This is a genomic window from Phaeobacter sp. A36a-5a (assembly GCF_037911135.1).
GTDB lineage: Bacteria > Pseudomonadota > Alphaproteobacteria > Rhodobacterales > Rhodobacteraceae > Phaeobacter > Phaeobacter bryozoorum.
The window spans coordinates 489,977-513,114 of sequence record NZ_JBBLYU010000001.1 but is presented as its reverse complement, the minus strand read 5'-3'; the positions used below and the strand labels follow the sequence as shown (position 1 = coordinate 513,114).

At 60.3% G+C, this 23,138-nt stretch carries 24 protein-coding genes; 11 read left to right on the top strand and 13 right to left on the bottom strand.

Annotation, left to right across the window (positions count from 1 at the left end):
• The first annotated feature begins 16 nt into the window (after window positions 1–16).
• From WLQ66_RS02360 to WLQ66_RS02345, 4 genes are all read left to right on the top strand, one after another.
• Window positions 17–829 carry an IclR family transcriptional regulator gene (locus WLQ66_RS02360; protein WP_340544739.1) on the top strand — a complete coding sequence of 271 codons (813 nt, stop codon included), beginning with the start codon at window positions 17–19 and terminating at the stop codon, window positions 827–829.
• 22 nt (window positions 830–851) lie between these two features.
• Complete coding sequence (gene mtoX / locus WLQ66_RS02355; protein ID WP_340544737.1) at window positions 852–2,165, top strand: methanethiol oxidase; 1,314 nt, start codon at window positions 852–854, stop codon at window positions 2,163–2,165.
• Window positions 2,166–2,237: 72 nt separating this feature from the next.
• Window positions 2,238–2,987, top strand: a complete 750-nt coding sequence (locus tag WLQ66_RS02350) for an SCO family protein (RefSeq protein WP_340544736.1) — start codon at window positions 2,238–2,240, stop codon at window positions 2,985–2,987.
• Window positions 2,984–4,204, top strand: coding sequence for a cytochrome-c peroxidase (locus tag WLQ66_RS02345; RefSeq protein ID WP_340544734.1), 1,221 nt, complete (start codon window positions 2,984–2,986; stop codon window positions 4,202–4,204). Before WLQ66_RS02350 ends, WLQ66_RS02345 begins: the two co-directional genes overlap by 4 nt.
• A gap of 90 nt (window positions 4,205–4,294) precedes the next feature.
• Here WLQ66_RS02345 and WLQ66_RS02340 read toward each other — a convergent pair whose 3' ends face one another.
• A complete protein-coding gene (locus WLQ66_RS02340) occupies window positions 4,295–4,744 on the bottom strand; it encodes an Lrp/AsnC family transcriptional regulator (RefSeq protein WP_340546287.1) in 450 nt (149 codons plus the stop codon).
• Window positions 4,745–4,896: 152 nt separating this feature from the next.
• Here WLQ66_RS02340 and WLQ66_RS02335 point away from each other — a divergent pair, with 152 nt between their 5' ends.
• Window positions 4,897–5,331 (top strand): universal stress protein, encoded by a 435-nt coding sequence (locus WLQ66_RS02335; protein ID WP_340544733.1) that lies wholly within the window; start codon window positions 4,897–4,899, stop codon window positions 5,329–5,331.
• A 19-nt stretch (window positions 5,332–5,350) separates the two neighbouring features.
• On the top strand, window positions 5,351–6,895 hold the full coding sequence (locus WLQ66_RS02330) for an alanine/glycine:cation symporter family protein (RefSeq protein ID WP_340544732.1): 1,545 nt from the start codon (window positions 5,351–5,353) through the stop codon (window positions 6,893–6,895).
• A gap of 37 nt (window positions 6,896–6,932) precedes the next feature.
• Here WLQ66_RS02330 and WLQ66_RS02325 read toward each other — a convergent pair whose 3' ends face one another.
• Complete coding sequence (locus WLQ66_RS02325; RefSeq protein ID WP_340544731.1) at window positions 6,933–9,302, bottom strand: Hint domain-containing protein; 2,370 nt, start codon at window positions 9,300–9,302, stop codon at window positions 6,933–6,935.
• 409 nt (window positions 9,303–9,711) lie between these two features.
• Here WLQ66_RS02325 and mscL point away from each other — a divergent pair, with 409 nt between their 5' ends.
• Together mscL and WLQ66_RS02315 are read left to right on the top strand one after the other, a co-directional pair.
• Window positions 9,712–10,146, top strand: coding sequence for a large conductance mechanosensitive channel protein MscL (gene mscL, locus WLQ66_RS02320; protein WP_340544729.1), 435 nt, complete (start codon window positions 9,712–9,714; stop codon window positions 10,144–10,146).
• Window positions 10,147–10,276: 130 nt separating this feature from the next.
• A complete protein-coding gene (locus WLQ66_RS02315) occupies window positions 10,277–11,083 on the top strand; it encodes a mechanosensitive ion channel family protein (RefSeq protein ID WP_340544728.1) in 807 nt (268 codons plus the stop codon).
• A 60-nt stretch (window positions 11,084–11,143) separates the two neighbouring features.
• Here WLQ66_RS02315 and WLQ66_RS02310 read toward each other — a convergent pair whose 3' ends face one another.
• From WLQ66_RS02310 to WLQ66_RS02300, 3 genes are all read right to left on the bottom strand, one after another.
• Window positions 11,144–11,671 carry a GNAT family N-acetyltransferase gene (locus WLQ66_RS02310; RefSeq protein WP_340544726.1) on the bottom strand — a complete coding sequence of 176 codons (528 nt, stop codon included), beginning with the start codon at window positions 11,669–11,671 and terminating at the stop codon, window positions 11,144–11,146.
• Window positions 11,668–12,117, bottom strand: coding sequence for a YtoQ family protein (locus WLQ66_RS02305; protein WP_340544724.1), 450 nt, complete (start codon window positions 12,115–12,117; stop codon window positions 11,668–11,670). The genes WLQ66_RS02310 and WLQ66_RS02305 overlap by 4 nt, the downstream gene beginning before the upstream one ends.
• Before the next feature lie 178 nt (window positions 12,118–12,295).
• Window positions 12,296–12,931, bottom strand: a complete 636-nt coding sequence (locus tag WLQ66_RS02300; RefSeq protein ID WP_340544723.1) for a class I SAM-dependent methyltransferase — start codon at window positions 12,929–12,931, stop codon at window positions 12,296–12,298.
• A gap of 87 nt (window positions 12,932–13,018) precedes the next feature.
• Between WLQ66_RS02300 and WLQ66_RS02295 the strand changes: the two genes are divergently transcribed.
• The gene (locus WLQ66_RS02295) at window positions 13,019–13,897 is read left to right on the top strand and encodes a LysR family transcriptional regulator (protein WP_340544721.1); all 879 of its coding nucleotides are present in this window, start codon (window positions 13,019–13,021) and stop codon (window positions 13,895–13,897) included.
• Between the two features lie 67 nt (window positions 13,898–13,964).
• On the opposite strand, the gene pheT is transcribed toward WLQ66_RS02295, so the two are convergent.
• From pheT to pyk, 7 genes are all read right to left on the bottom strand, one after another.
• Window positions 13,965–16,361: a phenylalanine--tRNA ligase subunit beta gene (gene pheT, locus WLQ66_RS02290; RefSeq protein WP_340544720.1), complete on the bottom strand. Its 2,397-nt coding sequence runs from the start codon at window positions 16,359–16,361 to the stop codon at window positions 13,965–13,967.
• Between the two features lie 89 nt (window positions 16,362–16,450).
• A complete protein-coding gene (locus WLQ66_RS02285; protein ID WP_340544718.1) occupies window positions 16,451–17,272 on the bottom strand; it encodes a CE1 family esterase in 822 nt (273 codons plus the stop codon).
• A 127-nt stretch (window positions 17,273–17,399) separates the two neighbouring features.
• Window positions 17,400–18,473: a phenylalanine--tRNA ligase subunit alpha gene (gene pheS, locus WLQ66_RS02280; protein WP_340544717.1), complete on the bottom strand. Its 1,074-nt coding sequence runs from the start codon at window positions 18,471–18,473 to the stop codon at window positions 17,400–17,402.
• Between the two features lie 215 nt (window positions 18,474–18,688).
• On the bottom strand, window positions 18,689–19,054 hold the full coding sequence (gene rplT / locus WLQ66_RS02275; RefSeq protein ID WP_014873789.1) for a 50S ribosomal protein L20: 366 nt from the start codon (window positions 19,052–19,054) through the stop codon (window positions 18,689–18,691).
• Between the two features lie 15 nt (window positions 19,055–19,069).
• Window positions 19,070–19,270, bottom strand: a complete 201-nt coding sequence (rpmI, locus tag WLQ66_RS02270; RefSeq protein WP_014873788.1) for a 50S ribosomal protein L35 — start codon at window positions 19,268–19,270, stop codon at window positions 19,070–19,072.
• Window positions 19,271–19,460: 190 nt separating this feature from the next.
• A complete protein-coding gene (locus tag WLQ66_RS02265) occupies window positions 19,461–19,682 on the bottom strand; it encodes a hypothetical protein (protein ID WP_340544710.1) in 222 nt (73 codons plus the stop codon).
• 37 nt (window positions 19,683–19,719) lie between these two features.
• Entirely contained in the window at window positions 19,720–21,165 is a 1,446-nt protein-coding gene (gene pyk / locus WLQ66_RS02260; protein ID WP_340544709.1) for a pyruvate kinase, read from the bottom strand.
• A 120-nt stretch (window positions 21,166–21,285) separates the two neighbouring features.
• On the opposite strand from pyk, the gene WLQ66_RS02255 reads away from it, so the two are divergent.
• Entirely contained in the window at window positions 21,286–22,023 is a 738-nt protein-coding gene (locus WLQ66_RS02255) for an N-formylglutamate amidohydrolase (protein ID WP_340544708.1), read from the top strand.
• An 88-nt stretch (window positions 22,024–22,111) separates the two neighbouring features.
• Window positions 22,112–22,429 (top strand): DUF1244 domain-containing protein, encoded by a 318-nt coding sequence (locus tag WLQ66_RS02250; RefSeq protein WP_340544707.1) that lies wholly within the window; start codon window positions 22,112–22,114, stop codon window positions 22,427–22,429.
• Between the two features lie 136 nt (window positions 22,430–22,565).
• Here WLQ66_RS02250 and WLQ66_RS02245 read toward each other — a convergent pair whose 3' ends face one another.
• A complete protein-coding gene (locus WLQ66_RS02245) occupies window positions 22,566–22,997 on the bottom strand; it encodes a DUF1489 family protein (protein WP_340544706.1) in 432 nt (143 codons plus the stop codon).
• Between the last annotated feature and the right edge of the window lie 141 nt (window positions 22,998–23,138).

Here is a 23,138-nt window from a genome sequence, read left to right as displayed (position 1 = left end):
GTATTATGGGATTCACATGCAGGACCGTCAGATCCTCCTTCTGGAAGCGGTAGCGTCGTCCGCGACGCCAGTGAGCGCAAGCGAGCTGGCCAGAATGACGGCGACCCCTCGGGCCAGCCTCTATCGCCATATTGCCACCCTGCTGGCCTGCGGGTTCCTGGAAGAGATCGACACCGGCAACCGTTACGTACTGGGCATGCGGTTCATCAAGATTGCGCTGACCGGAAAATCGGACACTCATGTGATCAACGCGGTCTCCGCCGTGCTGCTACGGGTGGTCAAAGACCTGGGAGAAACCGCATTTCTGGCGCGCTACCGAGCTGGGCGCGTTGACCTCATCCATACGCAGGTCCCGACAGATCCTTCTGTTCCCCATATCTACCCCGGGTTGGGCGCGCGTCCGGTTCATGCCTGCTCCTCGGCCAAGGTAATTGCCGCCTTTTTGGCACCGGAGCTCCAGTGTGATCTGATTGAAACGCAACCCACGCGCTTTACCGACAAGACCCGCACCGACCCCGAGCAGATCACCCGCGAATTGCAGCAGGTGCGCCGCCACGGCTATGCAACCTGCGACGGCGAGATCGACGTCGGTGTCACCAGCATCGCCGTACCAATCATTATTGATCGTCTCGGCGCGGTTTTTTCCATGGGCGTGGTCGGGCCATCTGCCCGCATCACTCCGGCCATTCACCCCCGCATTCTGCCAATTTTGTCGAAAGAAGCCATTCACGCCGCTGCGGCCATTCAGCATTGCTCGGTCGTTGAGGCGGAAACCACAAATGCCATGTCACTGGCTGCAGCAAAGGAAAGGTCGAACCAACAACACTGAATTTATTGAAGGGAGAAATAACATGAACAGAAGAGAATTCGGCGGGCTGACCGCTGCTGCAGCACTGGCCATGGCCGGCCCGTTTCGCGCCTTTGCAGACGAAACCTGCCAATCCCCCTATATGCCCAAGATTACGGGCCAAGAAGAATTTGTGTACGTCTGGACCCTCGGTGTCGAGGGGATGGGCGACGAGCAGGACAAGATGGTAACCGTCGACCTCCGCCCTGGCTCATCCACGCGCGGAGAGGTCATCCACAGCCTCTCTGTAGGGGGCCGAAACGAGGCTCATCATGGCGGCTTCTCCGCAGATCGTCGGTATTTCTGGACCGGCGGGCTTGATACCAATCGCATCTTCATCTTTGACATTCACAGCAACCCGGCGGCCCCCAAGCTGCACAAGGTGATTGAAACCTTCGTCACCGATTCCGGCGGTGTGGTTGGTCCCCACACGTTTTTTGCCCTGCCCGGCAGCATGATGATCACCGGGCTCAGCAATCAGGACGATCACGGCGGTCGCACGGCGCTGGTCGAATATAACGATGATGGAGATTACGTCGCCACCTACTGGATGCCCACCGCAGATGACATGCAGGGTGCCGTTGCGGTGGATGGCGCGGTTGCCGATGGCTACGGCTACGATATCCGCGCGCTGATCCGCAAGAATGTCATGCTCACCTCCTCCTTCACGGGCTGGTCCAACTACATGATGGATTTTGGCCAGATGTTGCAGGATCCCGAAGCCATGAAACGCTTTGGAAACACGATGGTGCTGTGGGATCTGCACACCCGCCAGCCCCGCAAGGTGTTCAATGTGCCCGGCGCACCGTTGGAAGTGCGCTTTCCCTGGGGTCCGAATGCCAATTATGCCTTCTCCACCACCGCGCTCACCTCGCAGCTGTGGCTGATCTACGAAGACGATGGTGGCGAATGGCAGGCCAAATCGGTCGCGGAGATCGGCAACCCGGAGGACATCCCCCTGCCCGTCGATATCTCCATCGCTGCGGATGATCAGACGCTCTGGGTCAATTCCTTCATGGATGGCAAAACCCGCCTATTTGACATCTCGGACCCGCATAACCCGTCGCAAATCTACGAGAAGACCATCGACCGGCAGGTCAATATGGTCAGCCAGAGCTGGGATGGCAAACGGGTCTATTTCTCGTCGTCGCTGCTCGCCAACTGGGACAAGAAGGGCGAGGATGATGTGCAGTATCTGCGCGCCTATACATGGGACGGCACAGATCTGGTCGAAGATTTCAATATCGACTTCTATGCCGCTGGATTGGGCCGCGCTCACATCATGCGCTTTGGCAGCTCGGCGCTTTACTCAGCCTGACTGCCAGTTCCCGGGGCGGCCAGCTGCCGCTCCGGTCTCCCCTTGCGGACCTAAACTTGCCGGAGGATCTCCATGCGCAAGACAACACTCGCTGTTTCCATTACCGCCGCTGCGGCCTTGCTGACGGGCGTTGTCGCCCTGGCCGACACCTGGCGTCCCTCAGATCTGCTCGCACGGTTGACACCTGCTGCGCTGCGGACCGCCACCACTCCCTTTTCCGATATCTTCCCGAGCGATCCCGCCTTCCAGTTCAGCCCACCGGAACCGGGATCCTACAGGCTGAACCGGCTGAAGCCCGCACCCGATGGCGCGGTTCTGACCACAAACGGAATACAAACCCGCCTGCACCAGCTGTTCGACGAGAAAATCACCCTTGTCAGCTTTGTCTATCTTACCTGTGGCGATGTGGACGGCTGCCCGCTGGCCTTCTCGACGCTTTATGACATTCATGATGCCAGCGCCCAGCTGCCCGGACTGCGCCAGAAGGTGCAGCTGATGACCATCAGCTTTGACCCCGAGCGCGACACGGTAGAGGCGATCGCCGCTTTTGCCCACCCGGTCAGCAGCGACCCCGCCAGCGCGCAGAAACTGGACTGGCACGTCCTGACCACCGCTGACGCGGAGGCGCTGCGCCCCTTGCTGGATGGATTTGGCCAGGTTGTTGATCGCGGATCCTCGGATGATCAGATCAATCACCTGCTGCGGATGTATCTGGTCGACACCCAAGGCATGATCCGCAACGTCTATGGTCTTGGCCTGATCGACCCGCGCCTTTTGATGACCGACGTGGAGACCCTACTGATGGCGGAGGCCGCAGAGTGACCCGCCGCCCGCCTGCCTTGCTGCGCCAACATCTTGCACCATGTGCGGCGCTTCTGGCTCTGCTCTGGACCGTCCCGGCATCGACTGCGGCACCGCTACAGATCTCGGCGGAAACCTGTGAACGCTCGCCCGATAATTGGGCTGAAGCTGCGTCAAGACGTAGCCGGACGCCGCAGCTCGGCCTACCGCCATTGCAACATCCGGCCGACAACCCGCCCACAGCAGCACGCATTGCGCTTGGCCGACGGATCTTTTTTGATCGCGCCTTGTCGATCAACAACACCATGTCCTGCGCCATGTGCCATGTGCCGGAACAGGGATTTGCCAATTGGGAGCTGGCGACCTCCATCGGCGTCGAGGGCCGCAGCGTGAAGCGCAATGCTCCCAGCCTGATCAATGTCGGCCTGCTGCGGCCCCTGTTCCATGATGGGCGCGACCCTACACTGGAAACCCAGTTCATCGGACCGCTCACCGCCCGTAACGAGATGGCAAACCCATCGGTGGGCCACGTGGTTGCCTATCTTCAGGAGCAGGCTGACTATGACCGATTGTTTCGCGAGGCATTTGGTGCCTCCGCGTCTCTGGATCGCATAGGTATGGCGCTCGCGGCCTACCAGCGCGCGTTGACGCTGGGCAACAGCTCGTTCGATCGGTGGTTTTATGGCGGCGACAGCGCTGCTGTTTCTGCAGCGGCCAAACGTGGTTTTGACCTCTTTCGCGGCAAGGCAGGCTGCGTCTCCTGCCACAGCATCGGACCAGATGACGCGCTCTTCACCGATCAGCAGTTCCACGACACAGGCTACGGGCAGATGCGCGAACTGGCGCGACAGAACCCGCCCGAAACCCTGCCGGTTCAGGTCGCTCCCGGCGTGGTCCATCAGATCGACTACGCGCTGGTTCGCGCCGTCAGCGGTCCGCGGGAGGCCGATTTGGGGCGCTACGAAGTCACCGAGGATCCACGCGACCGATGGCGTTTCCGCACGCCGACGCTGCGCAATCTCGCCGTCTCGCCGCCCTATATGCACGACGGCGGGTTCGGCACCCTTGCTGAGGTGATCGACTTCTACAATGGTGGCGGTGCCAATCTGCCCGGTCAGGATCCGCGCATTCGACCGCTCCGTCTGACCGATGGCGAACAGCGAGACCTGCTGAGCTTCCTCGAGACGCTCACCTCTTCGGGACTGGACTGCCTCGTCGCGGAGGCACGCCAGCGATAGGCGCCGAACCGCCCGCAAAACCGGTCGGGCGTCCTGAAATCGCCCAAACTCCATGATCAATAGCCGAAACAGACCTGAAGAGGGCGCGTCTCACTCTAGGTGATAGCCGCGAAACTCCTTCACCGTAGAAACCGCCAGCAAGGTCTTCATCTGTGCGACCGACGGGATGTCCGACAACCGGTTGCGATAGAGGTTTTCATAGGTTTCCGTATTGCGCGCCGCGACGCGTATCAGATAGTCGAACTCCCCCGAAATCAGGTGGCATTCCAACACCTCGGGCATACGGGCAATGGTGTTCTCAAAGGCCTGGATATGCTCGCGCTGCTGACCGACCAGCTTGATCTCGATAAAGATCTGAAGCTCCAGACCAATCTTCTTGCGATCCAGCCGCGCGGCATAGCCTTCGATCATACCGCTGGCTTCCATCAACTTGACACGACGGTGACATGCGGACAAAGACAGCCCTACTTTCTCCGAGAGGCGCGCCATTGATATCTGACCATCCTGCTGCAGGGCGGAAAGAATACGAGAATCCAGCATGTCCATCGGAAATTTTCCCAATACTTAATCGTTATCCGCACATTTTTCCGAAATTTTCCGAATAGGCAAGGAAATCGAGAACCTTTCCTATCAACAACGTCATAAAATTGAGACACTTCGTCACAGGGATGACGTAACCAAGGGAGGGGCAGATGGCCTCAAAAATCGTAGTTGGCTACGACGGCAGCACAAGCGCGCGGAGTGCGCTCAACTTTGCGCTGGGTGTAGCAAAGGCACAGGGCGGCAGCATTGTAGTCGCGCATGTGCTGGAATGGTCACCATATTCTTTTCTATCCGCAGCCGAGCTGGCAGAGCGCCACAAGCGCCGCACCGAAGAGCTTGAACGCGCCGAGACCGCGCTGATCCAGCCCCTGCTCAAGGATGTTGAGACCAGCGGTGTCGAGGTCACGGCCACCGTGAAATACGGCAATATCGCCGAGGTTCTCGTGTCCATCGCGAAGTCCGAAGGGGCCAATCACGTGGTTATCGGGCGCACCGGCCATTCCGCATTGTCATCGCGGCTGTTTGGTTCGGTCGCAGGCAGTCTGGCGCAGGCCGCGCCGGTTCCGGTCACCATTGTCCCATAACTGATCGACAGGGGTCATCATGAACAGTTTTTCCAAAGCGGCCGCACTGGCCGTCCCCGGCGCCCTAGTGCTGTCGGGTCCGCTAATGGCACAGAGCATCGACCAGAAGGTCAACGATCTCTTTGCCAGCTCCACGGGCTGGTTTGTCAATTTCATCTTCAGCCCATTTCCGGGCACCAGCTTCCCGTGGATCGTGGCATGGCTGGTAATTGCAGCGACGATTTTCACCATTTATTTCGGCCTGATCCAGTTCCGCGCCTTCCCGCACTCGATCTCGCTGGTGAAGGGCGACTACTCCGACCCGAATGACGCAGGCGAGGTCAGCCATTTCCAGGCTCTGGCCACCGCGCTTTCCGGCACCGTTGGCCTTGGCAATATCGCAGGCGTCGCGGTTGCGGTTGGCATCGGTGGTCCTGGCGCAACCTTCTGGATGATCCTCGCGGGTCTGATGGGGATGGCGTCGAAATTCACCGAATGTACGCTCGGTGTGAAATACCGCAACGAATACCCTGACGGCACAGTTTCCGGTGGCCCGATGTACTACATGACCAAGGGCTTTGCTGCACGGGGCCTGCCCGGGGGCAAGTTCATGGCGGTCCTGTTCTCGATCTTCTGCATTCTGGGCGCCCTTGGTGGCGGCAACATGTTCCAGGCCAACCAGGCCCATGCCCAGCTGACCAATGTTCTGGGCGACTATCCGGGCTGGGTCACCGGCGTTATCTTCGCTGGTGTCGTCTTTGCCGTGATCATTGGTGGCCTGAAGTCGATCGCCAAAGTCACCGAAAAAGTGGTGCCGTTCATGGGCGTGCTCTATGTGCTGACCGCGCTGGTGATCATCCTGATGAACTTTGACAAAATCGGCTGGGCCTTTGGCCAGATCTTCGACGGTGCCTTTACCGGTCTTGGCGTTGCGGGCGGCATGGTTGGCGCACTGATCCAGGGCTTCAAACGCGCGGCCTTCTCCAACGAAGCGGGCGTTGGCTCCGCGGCAATTGCCCACTCCGCCGTGCGGACCAAGGAGCCGATCACCGAAGGTTTCGTCTCGCTCTTGGAGCCGTTCATCGACACCGTGGTGATCTGCACCATGACCGCCTTGGTGATCATCATCACCGGCCAGCTGGTCAGCAACCCTGAAACCGGTCTCTACGTGCTGAACGAGGCAGGAAGCGCGATCCAGACCGTGGATGGCAATTCCGGCGTGGCTCTGACATCTGCGGCCTTCTCGTCGGCATTTGGCTGGTTCAAGTATATTCTGGCCATTGCGGTGATCCTGTTTGCCTTCTCCACCATGATCAGCTGGTCCTACTACGGCCTCAAAGCCTGGACCTTCCTGTTCGGTGAGGGCAAGACGACTGAACTGGTCTTCAAGGTGATCTTCTGCCTGTTTGTCATCATCGGCGCCGCGGCCAGCCTGGGTCCGGTCATCGACTTCTCCGATGCGGCAATCTTTGCCATGGCCGTGGTGAACATCGTCGCGCTCTACTTCCTGATGCCAATCGTCAAGGGTGAGCTGAACAGCTACATGGCACGCCTCAAGACCGGTGAAATCAAGAAGTTCCAGTAACAAAGCAGCAACCCGGCCGCCGATGGTGGTCGGGTTATTAGGCTGATCCGTCGCCGCGATTGTGCCGACCTGCGGACAGCAACACCCGCGCCTCATGGCTGCGCAAGGACCGCCGCGCCGTCGGAAAGGCCTGCCCCATACTCTCCAGCTCCGGGAACAGTTGGCAAAGCTCTGACCGCTGGGCCATATCCATCCCCGCCAGTGTCAGGTCACCGGGTTGAAAACTCTCGCTCCAGGCTCCATCGGCGCAGATGATTTCATGCTGATCGAAGAGCAGATGAATATAGGTCACATCCAGTGTTCGCGCCCGGCGGATATCGCGATCGTTGATCAGATGCACAGCCGCCACCAGCACCTCGTTTGAGCCGAACAGCAGTTCGGCACGGCTTCCCGTCAGCAGCATCCTGTGTTGCGGTGACACCATCATATCCTGGTTCGGCACAAGCTCGGCCCCCTCCTGGCCGAGCGCCCCGGCCTCAATCAGGATCGGTTGGAACTGAGGGCGGCGTGCCAACTCTGCCGTTGTAACCACCCGTCGCGCGATCCAGCGCAGGGTTTGCAGCCCGCTGTCGCGCGTCAGGACGCGATCACCAATCTCTAGATCCTCGACCGGAACCGCACCCTGCGGTGTCAGGACAAGGCTGCCCGGCGTAAAACAGGGAATGACCTCTTCGATGTTATAGAAGGTCAACGTTCCAACGGTGTCATTGTTGTTGTTCGTGACCTCGACCCGGCCGTCCTCGCGGTCAGCGCTGGTATAGATGATCCGGGTGTTTCCAAGCGCGCGCAGCTCGCTGATATCAAGCCGGTCGTAATCATCACCACCTTCGCCACCATCGACGATATCCCCGGCCCCGCCGATCAACAGATCCCGGTCATCCTCGCCGTATAGGCTGTCCGCACCCGCACCGCCGATCAGCGTATCAGCGCCGCTTCCGCCTTCGATTATGTCATCTTCGCTGCCGCCATCCAGCGAGTCGCCGCCTGCGCCGCCACTCAGCTGGTCATAGCCCTCGCCGCCCAGCAACGTGTCATTGCCGACGCCGCTGTTCATCACGTCGTCGCCACGGCCACCTTCGCCATAAAAGGATGACCCGGCGGTGCTCCCATCGAGATAGTCATTGCCATCATCGAGGAAGATGCGGTCGGAATCTTCATAGACACCGATAAAGGCGAGGTCGTCGCCATCGCCGCCATGGATCTCATCATTGCCCTGGCTGCCCGCCAGAATGTCATTGCCAGCCCCGCCCCAGACGGTGTCGGTTCCCATGCTGCCGATCAGCGTGTCATTGCCGTCTTCACCATAAATCAGGTCATCCTGATCGCGGCCAAAGACATGGTCGTCCCCTTCCCCCGCATAGATCAGATCGTTACCATAGAGCCCTTCGAGCTGGTCATTGCCAGCCCCGCCATAGATCGTGTCATCGCCATAGCCTGCGGTGATCGTATCGTTGCCATCGCCGCCCAACAGCAGATCGTTATCGTCGCCGCTGCTAAGCGAGTCATGCCCGATACCACCTTCCAGCGTGTCGCGCCCGGCGCCGCCCTCCAGCGTGTCGCTACCGATGCCACCTTGCAGCAGATCATCACCGGCGCCGCCCTGTAGCAGATCGTTCCCATCGCCGCCAAACAGGGTGTCCGACCCGATACCCCCTTCGACCGAGTCATCGCCGGCGCCTGCATCGACCCGGTCATCCCCCTCACCTGCGATAACGGTATCATTGCCGCCGCCGGCCTCGATCACGTCATCCTGAGAGCCATCAGCCGCGTCGGCGCTGTCGACCCGATCGCCTTCGGGATCGCCCAGATAGTTGACGTCGATGCGCTCGCCGGAATCGGTGCCTTCGACGATGTAATCCAAGGCCGGCGGGATCGTGAACGTCAGATCGGACAGTCCCGCTCCGCCGGAAACAGGTGCGTCCCCCCCATTGTCAAAGATCACATCCAGCTGCGAAACGGGGCCGTCGATTGCAATACCGATATCGGCGGCTGTGCTGCCCTCAGCCTCGATCGAGACCGTGCCATCGGCGTTGACCGTGACCTGATGGTGGGTAACCCCGGTCAACCCCGCGATGATCTGCGATGCGGGGATCAACACACCGCTTGCGTCCAGCACCCGAAGCGTAAACTTATCGTCATTCGAACTGCCGTTCGAATTCACATGCTGAAGATCAAACCGTAAATTTGTGACAGGATTGGAGAACCCGTAACTTGCGGTGATGGGATCGCTGACGCCAAAGGCACCGAAATCGGAAACCGCGTAGCCATCCTGCGAACTGTCCCAGCTGTCCGCTGTGAACGTGCCTGTCACAACCGTGGTATTGCCGCCTTCACTCAGTGAGGTAGACCCACTTTGCGCGGTGCCGTTGATGCCGGTCAACCAGATCGCATTGTCAAGAATGGCCATGTCTCGCGTCTACCTTGTACCTAACAATTAACTCCGCTCCAGCAACAGCAGCGGACACCCCGCGCCGATACAGCCGGCTCCCCCGATGACGCGCCCGCGCCCAGATCCCACAGGCGGCGCGCTGTTCGGGTCCAGGGAAAAACACATCCAACGGCCAAGATTTACCCGGCAAACACGTCCAACACAGGACCGCTCTGGGACCGGTGCTGGCCCATTTTGCGGTCAGAATATGGCGAAACGCCGGACCGGTGCCGCTGCGATGGTCCGCGCGACAGGGCTACGGCTAGAGTTTTCAATGCAAAATCAATAGCAGCGGCGGCCAAAACCTGACTAAACTGCGGTCATGCAGCGCGCAGATGATCGCGACGTCTGCTCAATGAAAATGACTTCGTTAACAGGGACAAACAACATGCTTCAGGAATTCAGAGATTTCATTGCCAAGGGCAATGTGATGGACATGGCCGTCGGCATCATCATCGGCGCCGCCTTTACCGCGATCGTCAGCAGCATGGTCAACGACCTGATCAACCCCATCATCGGATTGTTCACTGGCGGGATCGATTTCACCAACTCCTACCTGGTCCTTGCGGGCAACGTCCCTGAAGGTGCCAGCCTGGAGGCCGCACGTGAGGCGGGCGCCGCTGTGTTTGCTCACGGTGCCTTTGTGATGGCAGTGATCAACTTTCTGATCATCGCATTCGTGGTGTTCATGCTGGTGCGCTACGTCAACAAGGTCAAAGACGCCGCTTTCCGCAAGCAGGAAGCCATGCCCGCCGAGGAAGCCCCCGCCGGCCCCACAGAGCTGGATGTCCTGTTGGAAATCCGCGACTCCCTGAAACGGTAAGCAGACACAGACGATCCGCAGGTGGCATCCTGCGGCCGGTCGGACTAAGGCCACATCTCGGGCACCGGCGACCTCGCGTTGCCGGTGATCGGGCATTCCTTTGAGACAATGGCAGGGACCAGACAACGACATGGAAGAATGGATCGAACAATTGGGCGCGCTCTGGCCCTTGCTAATCAGTGCGGCCAAGGCGCTGGTTGTGCTGGTGCTTGGCTGGATAACCGCCGGTATCATCAGCAGCACCGTGCGCCGTCGCATCAACGCTACGCCACATCTGGATCAAACACTCGGTAATTTTGCCGCCAGTGCCGTCCGCTGGATATTGCTGGCCATCGTGCTGGTCGCCGTGCTTGGCATCTTTGGGATAGAGGCCACCAGCCTGGTCGCCATGCTCGGCGCTGCGACCCTGGCGATTGGCCTTGCTCTCCAGGGAACGCTGAGCGATCTGGCTGCGGGCGTCATGCTGGTTCTATTTCGCCCCTACAAGCTCGGCCAGTATGTCGATATCGGCGGCACCTCCGGCACCGTGGTTGACCTGAACCTCTTCGTGACCGAACTGGTCACACCGGACAACGTCCAGATCATCATTCCCAACGGTCAGGCCTGGGGTGCAATCATCACCAACTACTCTGCCCATGACACCCGCCGCGTGGATATGGTCTTTGGTATCGACTACGGCGACAGTGCCGATGACGCCAAGGAGATCATTATGGCCCTCGCCGAGGCCGATACACGGGTCATGGCGGATCCTGCTCCTTGGGTCCGGGTGACCAATCTTGGCGACAGCTCGGTCGATCTCACCGCACGTCTGTGGTGCAAGGCCGCGGATTATTGGGAGCTGAAGTTCGCAATGACCCAAGCCGTCAAAGAGGCTTTTGACGACAAGGGCATCTCAATCCCCTACCCGCACAGCGTGGAAATCAAGAAAGAGGGCTGATCTCCCGGCAGCCGCCCCGGATCTACGTACAGGGCGGCTGTCTATGGCTTCGAAAGCGTGTTAGCGCGGGATCGCTCTGGTCATCACCAGTGTCGGCTCTTGACGGTAGTTGGCTTCGTGACTGGCGCTGTAGCCCATCTTCTCGGCGACTCGGATCGAGGCTGCGTTGTCAGGATCCAGAAGACAACAGGTTGATCGCCATTGGGTCTCCTCGGCAGCCCACCGGTGTATGCGCTCGACCGCCTCTGTCGCCAGCCCCTTCCCATGCTCCGCTGGCATCAGCCCCCAGCCCGCCTCGGGCACCGAGCCGAGCGGAGGGTCGATATCGCGCTGATAATCGGCAAAGCCGGCGGTGCCGAGATACCGTCCGTCGTCGCGGCTGGTGATCGCCCAGTAACCGTAACCCAGCACCTGCCAATGTCCGATGTAGCGCAACAGGCGCGTCCAGGTTTCCTCGCGGCTGGCCGGGCGACCGATTGTATGACGGACAACCACCGGATCCATCCACAACGCCGTCAGCGCATCAAAATCCTCCAGCCGGTGCGGGCGCAGCGACAGCCGCTCCGTCGTCAATGTCGGCCCGGTCACGCAGGCAGGCTCCCCTGCAACACGTAGCGCAGGATTTCGACAACCTGCCGCGGTTCTTTCGCGACAGCCAAGGCAGCGGCATGTACCTCTTTCAAGGCATGCTGATGCTCATCCTGGGACAGGACAATCAGCGACTTGCCCAGAGCGGCCGCATAGCCCGCATCAAAGGCCGCGTTCCACTGTTTGTATTTTTCGCCAAAGCGGACCACGACGATATCCGCGTCTGACAGACCCTTGCGGGTGCGAATGGCATTGACCATCGCGCCTTTGTGGTCGTGCCAATACTTGTTCGGCTCACTGCCCAGAATAGCCACACCGCAGTCATCGCTGATGTCATGATCGGTAACCGGGCTGGCAAAATGCACATCCAGGCCCGCTGCACCATCAATAATCTGGTCCCGCCAATCGGTGTGAATTTCGCCTGAGAGATATACGTTCAAAGTCACGGAATGTCCTTTCCTGCGCGAGCAGCTGACGGTTTCGGCCCGCCCTGCCAGATCCTGTCTGTTGCTGGCCCCGCCAATGTGATGTGCCCTGGCGCCGGGACCATAGCCCATCCGGCCAGCAGGCAGAGTATCCACCAGCTGCAACAATTCGTCCACCGCTTCGCGTCAGGTCAGGAAGCTAGCGCCGCCGTGCCACCAGATAACGGCTCGGTATCGAGATCGGGTAATTGCCGGTCTCGATAATCTCGAACCCGGCCCGCTCCACGGCGGCCTCCAGCTCAGCAATACTTAGCAAAGCCACCGAGCTCGGCGCCTTTCCGACCAGACGCATCAATGGGATCAGTACCGAGAACATCCAGTACTTCAGGCTGCCACGCGCCTCGCCCAGACAGGGTGTCTTGGAAATGAACAGCTTCCCGCTCGGCACGCGTTCGGCGACCGACGCAAGTGCGGCATCCACATCCGGAACCAGATGCAGAAGGTTGAAAGCCATCACCACGTCAAACGGTCCGGCTGGCAGCGCGTCGTCACCGCAATGTTCAAAGGTCACGTTGTCCGCCCCGGCCTGCGCGGCCCTGTCGCGACCGATGCGCAGCATTCCCTCCGACAGATCGGTTGCAGTCATCGCCGAAACCGCGTCCGACAGTGCGATCGCGGTGGATCCCGTACCGCAGCCCACTTCTAGCACGTGGTCGCCCGCCTTCAGATAGGCTCTCGTGCGCTCCAACGTGTATTGATAGGCGGCCTCATCCCGGATTTTGGATTTGGCGTATTTGGGGGCAGTCCTGTCCCAGAAGCGCGCATCGGTTGTCATCTCTGTCCTCCTAAGATGGCTACAGGCTACCCATGCAGAAACCTAAGTAAAATTGCCAAAATTTGCAGGTGAGGTATACATATTTGTATGGATAAACTCGACTGGAATCATATCCGGGCGTTTCTGGCGACGGCAGAAACCGGCTCCCTCTCCGCCGGTGCGCGCAAGCTGGGGCTGACCCAACCGACCCTGTCCCGACAGGTCGCAGCCCTAGAAGCCGATCTCGGTGTGATGCTGTTTGAACGTCCGGGGCGCCGTCTGGCACTGACTTCCGCAGGGCAGGATCTGCTGGACCACAGCCGCAGGATGGGGGCCGCAGCCGAGGGCCTGTCACTGGCGGCCAGCGCCTCGGCCCAAACCATCGAAGGCACCATTCGGATTACCGCAAGCGACGTCGTGTCGGCCTATGTGCTGCCGCCTGTGCTGCGCCAGATCCGACAGCGCGCGCCGCGGCTGACGATTGATGTCGTGGCCGCCAACGACATCCGGGACCTGATGCGACGCGAAGCGGATATTGCCATCCGCCATGTGCGCCCTGACCAGCCGGAACTGATCGCGCGCCTCGTGGGCGAAGCCCGGGCGCATTTCTACGCGGCCCCGAGCTATCTGGAGCGACGGGGTCGTCCGGCATCAACCAAGGAGTTGGCAGACCACGATTTTGTCGGTTTTGCCGATGTGGACCGTTCGATTGACTTCCTGGCACCGCTTGGAATCCATCTTGCGCCGGAAAACTTTCGGATCAAGTCCTCCAGCGGTCTTACCGCCTGGGAGCTGGTCAAACAGGGCTTCGGCATCTGCCCGATGATGGAGGATGTGGCCGAGCCCACGCCCGGCATTGAACGGCTACTGCCGCGGCTGGATCCAATCGTATTTCCGATCTGGCTGACCACTCACCGCGAGCTCCACACCAGCCGCCGCATCCGGCTGGTCTTTGACATTCTGGCAGATTTTCTCGCCCAGAACTGAAAACGCGCCCTCAACCGGGGCGCGTTTCCAGAATAATACAGGTTTCAGCCAGAGGTCACAGGCGCCGTTATCCGCGCAATGTGCCGCCGGTGGCCTTGGTGACTTTTGTGACAATCTTGTCGCTGACCGCTTCGATATCCTTTTCGGTCAGGGTTTTTTCGGTCGGCTGCAAGCGGACCGTGATGGCCAGAGACTTGTTGCCCTCTCCCAGGCTGCCGCCGATGAACTCGTCAAAAACGCGCACATCATCAATCAGCGCCTTGTCGGCGCCTGCGGCGGCATTGACCAGGGTAAGGGCTTCGACGTCCTCGGCCACGACAAAGGCGAAATCACGCTCGACCGCTTGCAGGTCGCTTTGAACCAGCGCACCACGATTGGCCCCGGTTTTGCGTGGCATCGGAACTTCGTCAGGCCAGATGGTAAAGGCAACAGCGGACCCCTTGATCCCCATTTCGCTCAGAACCTTCGGGTGCAGTTCGCCAAAGACACCCAGCACTTTCTTCGGACCCAGGCAGATTTTGCCATGCCGCCCCGGATGCCACCAGGGCTCTGCCCCGCGAAGGATCTGGACCTTGGCAGGCGCACCGATTGCGGCCAGAACCGCCTCGATATCTGCCTTGGCGTCAAACGTGTCGACCGCGCGGCTGGTGCCATGCACGTCCTTGGGGCCGGTACGGCCAACCAGAAGGCCGGAAATCAGGTTATGCTGCTCACCCGGTTCACCACCGTGAAAAGCAGGTCCCGCCTCGAAGAGCGCCAGATCCATGAAGCCACGCGCCTGATTGCGTGCGGCAGCCTGCAACAGCCCGGGCAACAGTGCCGGACGCATGTGCGACATCTCGGAGGAGATCGGATTGGCCAGCATGGTCGCATCGTCCCCGCCACCAAACAGCGTTGCAGAGGCCTTGTCGATGAAGGTGTAGCTCACCACCTCGTTATAGCCGAGGCTGGCGCAGGTCCGGCGCGCGATCTGCTGGCGGCGTTGCTCAGGGGTCATCACCGGTGCAGGGACGCCATCTGTCAGGCGCGGCAGCGGCTTGCCTTCCAGTTTCGTGAGCGACGCGATACGCGCCACCTCCTCCACCAGATCAGCCTCCCCCATCACATCCGGGCGCCAGCTCGGAACATGGGCCATATTGCCCTCAAGCCGGAAACCCAGACGGGTCAGGGTCTGGCGCTGCTCTGATTCCGGGATATCCATCCCGACCAGCGACTGGACCCGCTCGGGATCCAGCTTATAGGCGCGCGCGTGATCCGGTACAGCGCCTGCGATCACCACATTCGACGGCTCGCCACCGCAGAGGTCGAGGATCATCCGGGTGGCATGATCGAGACCTTCACGGGTGTATTCGGGGTCGACGCCCCGCTCGAAACGGTAGCGCGCGTCCGAGTTGATTTTCAGCGCCCGGCCAGTGGTCGCGATCTGTACATGGTCCCAGAATGCGCTCTCAAGGAACACATCGGTCGTTTCCTCGGTGCACCCGGTGTCGGCCCCGCCCATGATGCCCGCAATGCTCTCCGGGCCATTGTCGTCGGAGATGACCATCTGCCCTTCGGCGAAGGTGTAGTCCTTCTCATCCAGCGCGGTCAGCGTCTCGCCACCCGCTGCCCGGTGGATGCGCAGATTGCCCGCCACCTTGGCCGCGTCAAAGACATGCAGTGGGCGGTTCTGATCGAAGGTGAAATAATTGGTGATATCAACCAGTGTCGAAATCGGACGCAGACCAATGGCGCTCAACCGGTCCTGTAGCCACTGCGGGCTAGGGCCGTTCTTCACGCCGCGGATCAGGCGACCGGTGAACAGCGGGCAGCCATCCAGCGTATCTGCGTCGATATTGACCTTGATCGGGCTTTCGAATCCGCCGTCGACCGGCTCGATATCAAGCGGCTTCAATGTGCCCAGCCCGCGTGCGGCCAAATCCCGCGCGATCCCCCTAACCCCCAGCGCATCCGGGCGGTTCGGCGTGATGGCGATTTCAATAACGGGATCGACCTTGGCCGGGCTATTCTCGGACAGCCAATCGACGAAGCGATCGCCGACATCGCCCGAAGGCAGCTCGATGATGCCGTCATGTTCATCCGACAGTTCCAGCTCGCGCTCGGAGGCCATCATGCCAAAGCTCTCGACACCGCGGATCTTGCCCACACCGATGGTGATGTCGAGACCGGGAATATACATGCCCGGTTTGCAAACCACGACGGTGATACCTTCACGGGCATTGGGCGCGCCGCAGATGATCTGCATCTCGCCTTCATCGGTGTCGACCTTGCACACCCGCAGCTTGTCCGCGTCGGGGTGTTTCTCGGCATGTTTCACATAGCCCAGCGTAAAATCCTTCAGCCGGTCCGCAGGGTTCGACACACCTTCGACCTCAAGCCCGAGGTCGGTCAGTGTTTCGGTGATGTCCTCGACGGAGGCCTCAGTGTCGAGGTGGTCTTTCAGCCAAGAAAGAGTGAATTTCATCGGTCCGGTTTCCTATGGCAAGCCATGCATGTTGCAGCAGGCAATGACAAAGATTGCCCCCATGTGCAAGCCTTGGCTCCGCTCTCGGCCTAAGGATAGCTGGGGGTGAGACCCAAAAGCTCATCCAGCTGCCGACCGATCCAACCATGCGGGATGAAATGCCCGCCCGGGTGCAGATCCAGGGTGACATCATGCCCACCGCAGCTCCAGCCGGTGCGCGAAAATGTCAGGAAACTGCGGACCTGCCAATCTCCCTGCGCCTCGCCTCCGCCGGAACAGTCGAACGCCCGCCGCCACAAGGCCACCGGATAGGTCACATCATCCCCCGGCCCCATCGGAAAATCCATCACCGTGTCCGCAAGCCCGTGCACATGCCGAACCTCCTGCGGGGCCTCGGCGCAGATTTCGGTTTGATCAATACTGCCCGCCACCGCCAGCAATGCCGCAATCCCCTTGCCGCTCTGGCAGGCGTAACGCCAGGCCATGGCGGATCCGTAGGAATAGCCCGAGACAAAGACCTGTTCGGCATCGACCGGGTAGCGTTTTGCCACATCCGCCAGCACCGCATCGGCAAAGGGCACATCCTCGGTGTCTGCCGTCCAGAAATTCCAGCTCTTGCCACGGCCATTCGGGGTGACCAGCAATACGCCCCGCCGTTTGGCCGAGGCCCCGACCCGATCGGAGCGCAACGCATGTTTGCCTGTTCGCGACCAGCCATGAAAATGCATCAGAACAGGCAGCGGCGCGACACCGTCCCAGTTATCAGGCTCCATCACGTGATAGCTGCGATCTCCCAGCGCGCAGGCCAGCTCTTCGCCGCAGGGGTCTGCAGTTGCCTTCCACGGCCCCATGGCCGCGACAGAGGTGGCACACATGTAAGCGGTTGAGAGCAAGAGGAGAAAACGTGTCATAGACGGGAGACTACCCGACACCACGCCCCTGTCATTTCACATGTTTGTGGGGCGGTGAACCTAGGCCCCCAAACCAAAACGCCCGCCTCAGGTACGAGGCAGGCGTTCAGAAGTCCGTCATCCGGGCCTAGCGGCTCAAACCACCGTGCAGCGTCGGCACGTCGAGACACTGGAAACCGTAGTGGCGCAGCCAGCGCAGGTCGCTGTCGAAGAAGGCGCGCAGATCAGGAATACCGTATTTCAGCATCGCGATCCGGTCGATCCCCATCCCGAACGCAAACCCCTGATAGATGTCCGGGTCGATCCCGCCAGCGGCAATCACCTTGGGGTGCACCATGCCGGAGCCAAGGATTTCAAGCCAGTCGTCACCCTCACCGATTTTCAAGGTGCCATCTTTCCAGGAACAGCGGATATCAACCTCGGCCGACGGTTCGGTGAAGGGGAAATGCGACGCACGGAAACGCAGATCGACGCTGTCCACCTCAAAGAAGGATTTCACGAATTCTTCCAGCACCCATTTCAGGTTCGCCATGGAGATGTTCTTGTCCAGCGCGAGGCCTTCGACCTGATGGAACATCGGCGTGTGGGTCTGGTCGTAATCAGCGCGGTAAACGCCACCCGGACAGATGATGCGCAAAGGCGCACCCATCTTCTCCATCGAGCGGATCTGGACGGGGCTGGTATGGGTGCGAAGCACATGCGGCGGGCGGTTATCGCCCTCGGCGCGGTGCATGTAGAACGTGTCCATCTCAGCGCGTGCCGGATGGTGGCCGGGAATATTCAGCGCATCGAAATTGTACCAGTCGGTGTCGATACGCGGACCTTCGGCAACGGAGAAACCCAGCTCGGCAAAGATCGCGGTCAACTCCTCGCTGGCCTGGCTGATCGGATGCAGAGTCCCGCTGCGCGTCGGGCGGGTCGGCAAGGTGACGTCCAGCCATTCGGTCCGCAGGCGCGCATCCAATGCGGCATCGGCCAGCCCGGCCTTCTTGGCGGCGAGTGCGGCGTTGATCTCATCCTTCAGCGCGTTCAGGGCCGGACCCGCAACCTGACGCTCTTCAGGCGTCATCTTGCCCAGCTCACGCATCTTCAGCGCGACTTCGCCCTTTTTCCCAACTGCTGCAACCCGGATGGTCTCCAGCGCGTTTTCATCGGCAGCATCGGCGATCTGCCCGAGATATTTTGCTTTAAGATCGTCCATGACGGTCCCCTGAATAATGCTGCAGCCCTGCTACCACAGCAGAAGCTGAAAGCAAGCTTTTGAACCGGTTCTCTGCCAATCGGGCGGCAATCGCGACAATCCGGCAGCCTCCCCGCCTCCGTCAGACCGTATAGCCTGCCTCTCTAGCAGATCAGCAACAGCAAAAGGGCCGCCCTTTGCAGAGCGGCCCTTTCGGAATTGTCTTGCGCCTAAGCTTAGGCTGCCAGTGCGCTCTGTGCCTGCTTCACGATGGCACCGAATGCTTCGGGCTCGTGTACGGCCAGATCGGCAAGCACTTTGCGGTCCACTTCGATACCGGCCAGGGTCAGGCCGTTGATGAAGCGGGAGTATGTCAGAGCCTCGTCGTGGCTACGCACAGCTGCGTTGATCCGCTGGATCCACAGCGCGCGGAAATTCCGCTTGCGGTTCTTACGGTCGCGGGTTGCGTATTGGTTTGCCTTGTCAACAGCCTGACGCGCGACCTTGAAGGTATTCTTGCGACGGCCATAGTAGCCTTTTGCGGCCTTGATGACTTTCTTGTGACGGGCGTGAGTTGTGGTACCACCTTTAACGCGGGACATATCTCAGATCTCCTCTTAGCGGTCGTAGGGCATGAAGCCCTTGACGATCTTTGCGTCGGGTGCCGACAGGGTAGTGGTGCCGCGGGCGTCGCGGATAAACTTGCGGGTCCGCTTGATCATGCCATGGCGCTTGCCGGCCTGACCTGCGAGGACCTTGCCGGTCGCGGTCACTTTGAAGCGCTTCTTGGCGCTCGATTTTGTCTTCATTTTGGGCATTTCCGTCTCCTTCAATGCGGGTTCGGTCTATGCGCGACTCGGCATGCCACATTGGGCCGGCCACGCGAACAGGGCTGCCGTTTACGCAAGCTGGACCATAAGGGCAAGCAGATTCTTCGAGCAGACGGCCAATCCGCCCTCCTTGAGGTTCAGTCAGCGCGGCCTCGACAGTCAGCGCGCGCCATGACGCTCAGGTAAAGCGGCCAATCACCCGGAAAATGGCTTTCGGGATATCGTCGATCTGATACCCGCCGGATTTTGTACTGAACGCATATAGGAGCAGACCCACCGCCACGACAAGAAAAACCGCCGACACCCTGGGGGTGCGGCGGTCGGTAGCGGCAGACAACAGCGCGGGTATTGCCAGAAAAGCCAGCAACAACCCAAGCACCAGTGCCAGATCCGTATCCATGCTGCGCGTCCTCGCAGAAGACTAAGACGCGTTCAGGTTACTCCGGGTCGGTGCTGTAGATCAAACGTTCATCGCAGGGTGCCACACGCAGGATGTTGGTGGTGCCCGGAACGTTGAAAGGCACACCGGCCGTCACGACGATCTGATCGGTTTCCCCGGCGAAGCCGCCGGAACGGGCGGCACGCGCGGCACCGACCACAGCGCCTTTGAAGCGTTCCTGATCCGGCGTCACCACACAGTTGCAGCCCCAGCTCAGCGCCAGACGGCGGGCTGTCCGGTTCAGCGGCGTCAGCGCAATGATCGGCACGCCCGGACGCTCCCGTGCGGTCAGCAGCGCGGTGGTGCCGCTTTGGGTATAGCAGCAGATCGCCTTGATCTCGGTCTTCTCGGCGATTTCACGCGCGGCAGCGACAATCGCGTCGGCGACGGTATCGCCCTTGGCCGAGCGGGAAGAGGCAATGATCTGGCTATAGGTCGGATCCACCTCTACCTCGGTGGCGACATTATCCATCGTCTTCACCGCTTCGATCGGGTACTGGCCTGCCGCGGATTCAGCGGAGAGCATGATTGCATCCGCCCCCTCGTAGATCGCGGTTGCCACATCGGAGACTTCGGCGCGGGTCGGCATCGGGCTTTCGATCATGCTTTCCAGCATCTGGGTGGCCACGATCACCGGTTTGGCAGCTGCACGGCAGCGACGCACCAGACGTTTCTGGATCGGCGGCACTGCAGCAACCGGCAGTTCAACACCCAGATCGCCGCGCGCAACCATGATCCCGTCGGAGGCATCTAGGATTTCATCGAAATTGTCGACCGCAGCCGGTTTTTCGATTTTCGACAGCACTGCCGCGCGACCATCCGCAAGACCACGTGCCTCGTAGACGTCCTTGGCGCGCTGAACAAAGGACAGCGCCAGCCAATCGACGCCCAGCCCGCAGACAAATTCCAGATCGCCGCGATCTTTCTCCGACAGGGCCGCCAGCGGCAGCACCACATCGGGAACATTCACCCCCTTGCGGTTGGAGATTGTCCCACCTGTGGTGACGGTACAATTGGCGAAGTGGTTGCCGCAGGTCTCCACCTTCAGGCGAATCTTGCCATCGTTGACCAGCAGATGGGCACCGGGCTGCAGGGCTTCGAAAATCTCGGGGTGGGGAAGACAGACGCGATTCACGTCACCCTCTGCCTTGTCCAGATCCAGCCGGAAGGACGCACCTTCGACCAGCTCCTCCGAACCATTGGCAAAGACGCCGACACGCAGCTTCGGCCCCTGAAGGTCGGCGAGGATGGCAATCGAGCTGTCCAGATCGGCCTCGACCTTGCGAATAATCGCATGTTTGGCGGCAATCTCTTCGTGGCTGCCGTGCGACATGTTCAGACGGAACACATCTGCACCCGCCTCATGCAGGGCACGGATGGTCTCATAGGTTTCGGATGCCGGCCCAAGGGTGGCAACAATCTTTACATTGCGCGATCTTCTCATGGGGTCATCCTCTTCATCGGCTGGAACGGTGTTATCGCAAACATTGCTGCGGCGCTTATCGCCTAATTCCCATTTTGCCGCAACTCCCCTAAAGCTTCATCATCAAATGGCGACGGACAGATGACATATTCACCATTCTTCTTGCATGGGGCCGGGCGCCCTGCCCGCTGGGTGATCTGCTGCGATCACGCCACCAATCATGTCCCCCCCTTTGTGAACAACGGCGAACTTGGCCTGCCGCGCGCGGACATGGAGCGCCACATTGCCTATGATATCGGCGCCTATGGGGTGGCACAGCAGTTGGGGCAGCTTCTGGATGCGCCGGTCATCGCCTCCAATTTCTCGCGACTGGTGATTGATCCAAACCGTGGCCCGGATGATCCAACCCTGCTTATGAAACTCTACGACGGGACCATCATTCCCGGCAACCGCCACGCCGATGCGGCCGAGCGAACGGCGCGGATGGCGGCCTGCTACCACCCCTATCATGATGCCCTGGCCGAGCTGCTGATGCGGCCCGACGCAATTCTGGTGTCCATCCACTCCTTCACCCGCCAGCTGCGCGGACGTCCGCCACGGCCCTGGCACATCGGAATCCTGTCACCTGACAACGAGCCCCTGTCGCCCCATATCGTCACCGAGATGAAGGCGCAGCCGGACCTCTGCGTCGGCGTGAATGCGCCCTACACAGGCTATCTGCCCGGCGATACGCTGGATCGACATGGTACCGCCCATGCGCGCCCAAACACGCTGATCGAACTGCGCAACGATCTGATTGCCAGTGCGGCCGAGCAGCAGGACTGGGCCGAACGTCTGGCCAATGTACTGCCCTGCGCCTTGAACAAATCAGGTCTCTGACACCCGATAGGGCGCGACCATCGGTGCGAGTTGCTCCGCCCGGGTGCAACTGCTAGTCACGCAGATAGTGTCATGGAAGGAGCCCGACATGGACAAGCAGACCCAGATCGAACTAGAGGCGGCCGCCTTCCGCCGGTTGCGCCAGCACCTGATGGAAGACCGCACCGATGTGCAGAACATCGACATGATGAATCTCACAGGGTTCTGCCGCAATTGCCTGTCGCGCTGGTATCAGGAAGCCGCCAATGAACGCGGCATCGAGATGGGAAAAGCCGAGGCACGTGAAAGCTTCTACGGCATGACCATGGATGAATGGAAAGCCAACTATCAGACCGAGGCCTCTGTCGAGAAACAGGCCGCTTTTGAGACCGCATTTCAAGAGAATGTAGGAAAAGAGCCCTCCTGACGGTCCAGCGCCGCCACCGACGGACCGCGAAGTTACTGCCGCGTGAAGCGACCTGATGAAGGCCCCGGCAGGGGCCTTTTTTGCGTCACTGCGCCCCTGACACATAGGCGATCATAGCCGATTGGTCGTCGGCTGGTCAGATCACGCCGATTTCCGCAAGCGCCTGCGACAGCTCAGGCGGCAACGGCTTTTCTGCCAAACGCCCTTTTCGCAGATCCGGCGGCGTGTCCTCCGGCTTCAGATAGCGCCACCCCTGAAAAGCCCGCCGCGTTGCGACCTGTGTACGGTGGATTTCCGGCTCCAGAACAATTGCACAGCGGCGGATTCCGTCGCCACCGATCACCTCGTCCAGCCGCAAAATGCGTTGACGACACTGGATTTGTCCCTTGATCACCCAATAGATCGACCCACCATTGAGGATCTCCGCTTCGCGCTTGGGCCACATCCGCGTAACATGGCGCGGCAATCCCTCCGGCAACTGCTTGCGGTACTCCGCCTGCCAGGCTGCCAGCCCGTCAACAGTTTCAGTCCCAACGGAAAGTTTCACGAGGTTGATATAGTTATCCACAAGATGCCCACAGAGTCGTCCAGATGATCAACTCTATATTGTAGGTCAGACTGGCAGATCGACAAGGTGTTGTGGTACGATGATGATAAATTTACGCCTCCGCGCGATTTCTGCGTTGAGGATATCGGCGCGGCTGGTGTA

Bases quoted from the DNA above. Each gene is read 5' to 3' on its own strand.
- WLQ66_RS02360 (WP_340544739.1), top strand. From the start codon at position 17: ATGCAGGACCGTCAGATCCTCCTTCTGGAAGCGGTAGCGTCGTCCGCG.
- mtoX (WP_340544737.1), top strand. From the start codon at position 852: ATGAACAGAAGAGAATTCGGCGGGCTGACCGCTGCTGCAGCACTGGCC.
- WLQ66_RS02350 (WP_340544736.1), top strand. From the start codon at position 2,238: ATGCGCAAGACAACACTCGCTGTTTCCATTACCGCCGCTGCGGCCTTG.
- WLQ66_RS02340 (WP_340546287.1), bottom strand. From the start codon at position 4,744: ATGCTGGATTCTCGTATTCTTTCCGCCCTGCAGCAGGATGGTCAGATA.
- WLQ66_RS02335 (WP_340544733.1), top strand. From the start codon at position 4,897: ATGGCCTCAAAAATCGTAGTTGGCTACGACGGCAGCACAAGCGCGCGG.
- WLQ66_RS02330 (WP_340544732.1), top strand. From the start codon at position 5,351: ATGAACAGTTTTTCCAAAGCGGCCGCACTGGCCGTCCCCGGCGCCCTA.
- WLQ66_RS02325 (WP_340544731.1), bottom strand. From the start codon at position 9,302: ATGGCCATTCTTGACAATGCGATCTGGTTGACCGGCATCAACGGCACC.
- mscL (WP_340544729.1), top strand. From the start codon at position 9,712: ATGCTTCAGGAATTCAGAGATTTCATTGCCAAGGGCAATGTGATGGAC.
- WLQ66_RS02315 (WP_340544728.1), top strand. From the start codon at position 10,277: ATGGAAGAATGGATCGAACAATTGGGCGCGCTCTGGCCCTTGCTAATC.
- WLQ66_RS02300 (WP_340544723.1), bottom strand. From the start codon at position 12,931: ATGACAACCGATGCGCGCTTCTGGGACAGGACTGCCCCCAAATACGCC.
- WLQ66_RS02295 (WP_340544721.1), top strand. From the start codon at position 13,019: ATGGATAAACTCGACTGGAATCATATCCGGGCGTTTCTGGCGACGGCA.
- pheT (WP_340544720.1), bottom strand. From the start codon at position 16,361: ATGAAATTCACTCTTTCTTGGCTGAAAGACCACCTCGACACTGAGGCC.
- WLQ66_RS02285 (WP_340544718.1), bottom strand. From the start codon at position 17,272: ATGACACGTTTTCTCCTCTTGCTCTCAACCGCTTACATGTGTGCCACC.
- pheS (WP_340544717.1), bottom strand. From the start codon at position 18,473: ATGGACGATCTTAAAGCAAAATATCTCGGGCAGATCGCCGATGCTGCC.
- rplT (WP_014873789.1), bottom strand. From the start codon at position 19,054: ATGTCCCGCGTTAAAGGTGGTACCACAACTCACGCCCGTCACAAGAAA.
- rpmI (WP_014873788.1), bottom strand. From the start codon at position 19,270: ATGCCCAAAATGAAGACAAAATCGAGCGCCAAGAAGCGCTTCAAAGTG.
- WLQ66_RS02265 (WP_340544710.1), bottom strand. From the start codon at position 19,682: ATGGATACGGATCTGGCACTGGTGCTTGGGTTGTTGCTGGCTTTTCTG.
- pyk (WP_340544709.1), bottom strand. From the start codon at position 21,165: ATGAGAAGATCGCGCAATGTAAAGATTGTTGCCACCCTTGGGCCGGCA.
- WLQ66_RS02255 (WP_340544708.1), top strand. From the start codon at position 21,286: ATGACATATTCACCATTCTTCTTGCATGGGGCCGGGCGCCCTGCCCGC.
- WLQ66_RS02250 (WP_340544707.1), top strand. From the start codon at position 22,112: ATGGACAAGCAGACCCAGATCGAACTAGAGGCGGCCGCCTTCCGCCGG.